A 5,103-nucleotide genomic window follows, 5' to 3' on the forward strand; every position below is an offset into this window, starting at 1 on the left:
GCGTCTGCGCGATATTTCAGTTAGTTACGCGGGGGAGAGAAAATGAGCAAGAATAGCTTAATTGGCGGCGCGCTGTGGGAGGAGTATTCCAGTAAGGTTTCGCAAAGAATGGACAACCCCGTCAATCGCGGGGAGATTACGCAAAAGGAGGCGCAAGAGCTTGGCGCGCGTCTGATTGTGGCGGATTTTGGCGCGGAGTCGTGCGGGGACGCGGTACGGCTTTTTTGGGCGGTTGATCCTAGCAGCCATATCGTGAAAGCGGCTAAGTTTAAGAGTTTTGGTTGCGGCACGGCGATCGCCTCTAGCGATATGATGGCGGAGCTTTGCGTCGGCAAAACGGTGGACGAGGCGGCAAAAATCACCAATATAGACGTGGAATTCGCCTTGCGCGACGCGCCCGACACCCCCGCCGTGCCGCCGCAGAAAATGCACTGCTCCGTGATGGCTTACGACGTTATTAAACGCGCGGCGGCGATCTACAACGGGGTCGATATAAGCGAATACGAAAACAAAGATATGGTTTGCGAGTGCGCGCAGGTAACGCTTAGTATGATAAAAGAGGTTATCAAGATTAACAACCTGACAAGCGTCGAAGAGATTACCGCTTACACCAAAGCGGGCGCGTTTTGCAAAAGTTGCGTTCGCCCGGGCGGACACGAGGCGCGTCATTTTTACCTTGTCGATATACTGCGCGAAACGTTAGCCGAGGTTGAGCGCGAAAAGATTTTAGAATCCAGCGTCGCTCAGGATTTCGCGTCGATGAGTCTGGTTCAGAAGATTAAGGCGGTGGAAAAAACCCTCGACGATAGCATTCGCCCTATGCTGATGATGGACGGCGGCAATTTAGAGCTGCTAGATATTAAAGATTCGCCCGATCATATCGACGTTTATATCCGCTATCTTGGCGCCTGCTCCGGCTGCGCGACGGGATCGACGGGGACGCTTTACGCGATCGACAGCGTTTTGAAAGAGAAACTAGACTACCGCGTGCGCGTTTTGCCGGTTTAAGCGATCGCGTTTTCGATCGCGATCGCGTTCTATTAAAAAGAGCGAGTTTTGCGGCGATGAAACGGCGATTAACGAGAGGATAGATTTTCGCAAAAAAGCGTCTAGCGCGGCAAGCGCTTCGACTATAAAGAACGCCGCCCGCTCTACGCGCGTCTTAATCGCGACGGACTTTGACGCGCGAGCGCGGCGGCGCTCCTTGGGGCGATTGATCTGAAAACCAAGAACGCTAAATCGACCAATCTTAAGAGTTTTGGTTGCGCCGTCGCGAGATCGCCTCAAGCGATATGACGGCTTAGCTTTGTATAGGCAAAACGAGCGGACAAGTCGGCAAAAAATCACCAGTATCAACGCGAGCTAGCGCAAGCGCGATAGCAGATTTAGCTAAACCTATTGCCCGACTGTATCGAGCAGATTTTTAAGTCCGTTTTGCAACGCAAATTGGTTTTTCATCTGTTTGGCTAACGCATTCCACTGATCGTCAAGCCTCTTTCGCATAAGCCGATCCAGCTCCATTCTAATCGCCTCTCGCTCGTCGTAAGGGATCGTTTCGTCAAACGCTTTTTCATAGTTCGGATCGTCTCTTATGCCATCGACAAGGCGGGTATATTCGTTAGGGTAAATCTCTGAAGGGTTTGGATCCTGCCAATGGTATCCAACCCCGATATCCCTTATCGCGTTCATATTTTCAAACAGAATCCTGAACTCGTCTGGATGTTCCGCATTTACTTTTTCTAATAACGCCAACAAACCATCCTTGACGGCTTGATAATAATCCACTCCAAAAACGGCGTAGAGTTCAGCCGCCCGTTTGGTATATTCCCACGAGATAACGGCGTTATAATAGTGTTCGGGAAATACGCCCAATTCCTGCATCTCTTTCCAAAACAGCGCCTCCTGAGCATTTTTTGGCGAGGGATTTGGCGGCAGTATTTCAGCTAGCCTCTCTCTGACCAGCCTTAAGCTATCCGCAAACGGCTTAAAAAGTATGGAAGAGCTGGCGGGATCCTCATCCCATCTTCTTAATGCCGCGTCGATCATTCCGATCCAATCAAAGTTATACCACTCTTCGATTGGCAGATCGGGCATAGTATGTAGTTGCGGCGGATTAAACGAAAACTTCTGAGCGGGAGCTATCATATAAGCTTGATAGCCCGTCCAACTATCGCCTATTCGCGGATGTTCGCGAAAAGATTCCCTAAAAATCCGCTCGATCTCTTCTGGAACGCTAATCGACGCGTTGTTTTCGATTGTTACCGCCGTTGTTAATGCGGCGCGATTAAGATTAGAGGCGGAGCCGATATTAAACGACGAAAGATTTTGATTAAATTCGCTCTTATACGCCAGCGCCTCCGCTTGGATTTTATTGTCCCATACGCAGGATAGATCGTCGCCGTAAATAGCTTCAAATCTGGCGATACTGGCTAATAGTTGATCAAACTCTCCGCCTCCGTTATATCTTGAGTACGTATAGCCCGCCCAACCGACAGAGGTAAAGCCAACCGAGCATGCCGTCGCCTGCGCGCTATAATCCGCCACTTTAATTACTCCGTTCGGAAGGTTATTATCAACTCGTCGCCGACGCTGTCGCCAAGCGGATTTCTGAAAATATCGGATATGTCGCCGCTAATATGAATCTGATATTCGGAGTTTGCAATCCACGCTCCCGAATAAGGCGTAAAACTAACGGTTTTATTGTCAGAAAGCAACTGGTAATAAACGTGATCGTCAAATATCGCGCCGTTCCTTGTTATATACAGTTTATCTATTAAACTACTAGGATCGATATTCTGACTAAACGTTATTGAAACGGAAGAGGATAAACTCTCCAGCGTAGCGTTCTCGTCAACCGATCGGTAAGCTTCCTGCAATGTGCGTAGCATCTCTATATATACCGCCTGAACGCCGTAATAATGATCGGGAATATAGGCGTAATTTCCGCTGATAATAGCTCTGTTTTGAATCTTACCTTGCGTCTTAACAAAGCGCGGCTTTAAACTGGCGTCAACAGGTTCGTATATGTAATGTATTTCCAATCCATATGCCGACATCGTTCCTGACGAGCCAAGCAGGTATTGTCCCGCCGCGCTTAAACCAACGACATTGTAAAGGGGCGTTATACCAACTTCAGGAGTATTAAAATCAATGCCATAATGTAACTTTCTTGCCACCCCCACAAAAGAAAAAACGGGAAGGTCTTCGCCGCCTAACAATGTTACGGTAGTAACATCGTAGGCATAATTGTTGCCATCGCCAGTAAATTGTCTAGTATGTTTGTTATACATAACTCCGCTTTCGTTATAATCCCAACGCACAATATATTTGCTACCCCCGTTTTCAGCCGCGTATAAATAACCGCTTTTTGCATGCAAATTTATTATAGACGAACCGATAGCCAACGGTTGAGCATTGACAAATGTTGGCAAGTGTGGGAAAGTCTCTACACGATAAGAGACTGTTCCATGGCTTAAATTTCCTACAAATAGAACGCCTTTTTCTCGATCAAACGACAAATTTTTATAATTGATTCCAGACACGCCGTATGCTATATAATGGTTAAGGAAGATAGGGTTGCTTGGATTTGCCACGTTATATACGGACAACCCGTATGTTCCATTGGCTATATAAAGCGTCGTGCCGTTCAAAACGGCGTCGTAAGCTATACCAGACTCCATCGCTTTTGTGGCTATGTGAATAGGATTTCTGGGATCGGTTATGTCAAATACCAGCAATCCCGCGTTCGCGTCGGTTATAAATAGATGCGTACCATTTGCGTCTCCGCCGTTAAGAGCGTCTGAAACGTCAATCGATCCTACTCTTACGGGGCTGTATGGCTGAGATATATCAGCCCTCTCGATGACGCCGGTTCCCGTCGTCATAAATAACATATTATCAAGTCTTATAAAGCCCCCGACTTTATCTACTGGTTCGGATCCGTCCGGCAGATCGCTAATCGAGCCAATATAGCGCATATCGGCGGGATTACTAATATCTATAATTTGCACAGATTGTTCGTCAAGATACGCCGAGCCGACAAAAACATAATTACCTAATACGCGCAGAATGTTTGTTTTGACCCTGTAATCGACAGTTATGGTTTGATCAAGCGAAAGATTGCCGTCGTTGGCAATAACATACTTCTTGAGATTTTCGCCGAACGTCGCAACTAAAATATAATTGCCGACCGTTACAACCTCCCGCGCGTATTGAAGACCGTCCGAAGCGTCCAAATGAAATATCTCTATAGGGTTAGCTGGATCTGATATGTCAAATCCTAATATGCCGTCGGTGATTTTTGTGGCGTAAAGGAACTGCCCGTTATCGCTAAGCGCTAACCCGCAAAATCCATTGTTGTTAGTTCTCGTAATAGTAGATAAAATAGACGAGATCTCGCCGCTTGCGTTTAGTTCCGCTATAACGACGCTTTTGTATGCGACAATATACGCGATACTATCGCGCGTAAGAATATATGTCGCCGCGCCCTCAGAAAACGAATATCGCTGTAACAAAGTAGGCGCGCCGGTTGAAATATCGTAAACTCCGACGCCCGCATTTGCTTCGGCGGCGTATAGCCTATTTCCCGCCAACTCCAGTTTGTTTACGGAGCCGTTGGCTTCAGTAGGGGCGATACCGAACGCCGACGAACAGTTAAGCCCGTCCCCAGCGACGGCGCACGCGCGAATACCATTAGCTCCGTCGGCTATGTAAACGCGGTTGCCCGCGAGCGCCATGTCATTGCTACTACCGGCAACGCCGTAATTTGCCGCTGGCGTTGAACTAAGTTTGGGACCAAGGTCAGCCAACAGCATGATCGCCCAAGACAAGAATACAATAACGATACGCATGCGAAACCCTTTTTGTTAACTACTGTGAATAATAGCGCTAAAAACCTTTTAAAATATGCGGCGTGGAGGGCGAATCGCTACTTTGGGACCTAAACAAAAACGGGATCGCCGCAAGCACGGGCAGCGCCTGCGCGAGCGAGGATTTGGCGGCAAATCCAATCCTCTCGGCGATCGGCTCTGACGAGGAGTTGGCGCATACGGCGGTGCGTTTAAGTTTATCGCGTTTCACAACCGAAGCGGAGATAGATTACGC

Annotated in this window: 3 protein-coding genes and 1 pseudogene; 2 read left to right on the forward strand and 2 right to left on the reverse strand. The window is 48.1% G+C overall.

The window, feature by feature from the left end; genetic code table 11:
- Positions 1–42: 42 nt before the first annotated feature.
- Positions 43–1,008, forward strand: a complete 966-nt coding sequence (locus LBF86_01065; protein MDR0664100.1) for an iron-sulfur cluster assembly scaffold protein — start codon at positions 43–45, stop codon at positions 1,006–1,008.
- 387 nt (positions 1,009–1,395) lie between these two features.
- Here the strand turns inward: LBF86_01065 and LBF86_01070 are convergent, their stop codons facing one another.
- Positions 1,396–2,544, reverse strand: a complete 1,149-nt coding sequence (locus LBF86_01070) for a hypothetical protein (GenBank protein MDR0664101.1) — start codon at positions 2,542–2,544, stop codon at positions 1,396–1,398.
- A gap of 5 nt (positions 2,545–2,549) precedes the next feature.
- Positions 2,550–4,850 carry an Ig-like domain-containing protein gene (locus tag LBF86_01075; GenBank protein ID MDR0664102.1) on the reverse strand — a complete coding sequence of 767 codons (2,301 nt, stop codon included), beginning with the start codon at positions 4,848–4,850 and terminating at the stop codon, positions 2,550–2,552.
- 59 nt (positions 4,851–4,909) lie between these two features.
- Here LBF86_01075 and LBF86_01080 point away from each other — a divergent pair.
- Positions 4,910–5,103, forward strand: a pseudogene (locus tag LBF86_01080) (aminotransferase class V-fold PLP-dependent enzyme).

The sequence above is a fragment of the Helicobacteraceae bacterium genome (genome assembly GCA_031258155.1).
Classification (GTDB): domain Bacteria; phylum Campylobacterota; class Campylobacteria; order Campylobacterales; family SZUA-545; genus JAIRNH01.